This window comes from Nonomuraea sp. NPDC049624 (assembly GCF_040675255.1).
In the GTDB taxonomy this organism is placed as follows: domain Bacteria; phylum Actinomycetota; class Actinomycetes; order Streptosporangiales; family Streptosporangiaceae; genus Nonomuraea.
Window position 1 is genome coordinate 1 of sequence record NZ_JBFAOR010000039.1, and the last position, 1,014, is coordinate 1,014.

The 1,014-nt window shown below is 61.8% G+C and carries 1 protein-coding gene; it reads left to right on the forward strand.

Features of this window, described 5'->3' with window-relative positions; all coding sequences use genetic code 11:
- Positions 1-145: 145 nt before the first annotated feature.
- The coding region (gene ltrA, locus AB0J76_RS49465; protein ID WP_364394334.1) for a group II intron reverse transcriptase/maturase at positions 146-1,014 on the forward strand (869 nt) is incomplete at its 3' end.

Sequence of the window (1,014 nt, forward strand, 5' to 3'; positions counted from 1 at the left end):
GTAGGGCCTTGAGTACCGTCGCGGGGCACGTTGGCGGACCGGCTCGTAGTAGCGGTGAGGCCCCTGTAATGGGGGCGGAGCGAAGGGGCTGGGTCATCCGTGGCTGTTGTTCGGTCGGTCAACCGGGATATCCGGGAGGAACTGGGTGGACGAGCTGAAAACGCAAGGCAAGCCGTTCGATATCTCGAAGCGGGAGGTCTGGGAGTCTTGGTGCGAGGTGAAGGCGAATAAGGGTGCGCCAGGGGTGGATGGGCAGTCCATCGACGACTTCGAGGTTGATCTGCAGGGAAACCTGTACAAGATCTGGAATCGGATGTCGTCGGGGACGTACTTTCCTCCTCCGGTGCGTGCGGTGGAGATTCCGAAACAGCACGGTGGCGGCATGAGAATGCTCGGTATTCCCACGGTTGCCGACCGTGTCGCCCAGACCGTGGTGGCCAGGCATCTGGGAATTCGCGTGGATCCTGTGTTCCATGAGGACTCCTACGGCTACCGGCCCGGGAAATCGGCCCTGGATGCGGTGGAGCGCTGCCGGCAGCGTTGTTGGAAACGGGATTGGGTGATCGACCTCGACATCCAGAAGTTCTTCGACAGCGTCCGGTGGGACCTCGTCATCAAGGCCGTGGAGACTCACACCGACGCCGTTTGGGTGAAGTTGTATGTCCAGCGATGGCTTCAAGCCCCGCTGCAATTGCCCGACGGTACTGTGCAGTTGCGGGACCGAGGGACTCCTCAGGGGTCGGCGGTCTCACCTGTTCTGGCGAACCTGTTCATGCATTACGCGTTCGATACCTGGCTGACCCGGCACTACCCGGACGTCCAGTTCGAACGCTATGCCGACGACGCGGTGGTGCACTGCGTCAGCGAGCACCAGGCCCGCGAAGTCCTGGCAGCGCTGGAGAACAGGATGGAGGACGTTGGGCTGCGGCTGCATCCCGACAAAACCCGGATCGTGTACTGCAAGGACCAAACACGGCGTGGCTCGTACGAACATGTCGCGTTCACGTTCCTGGG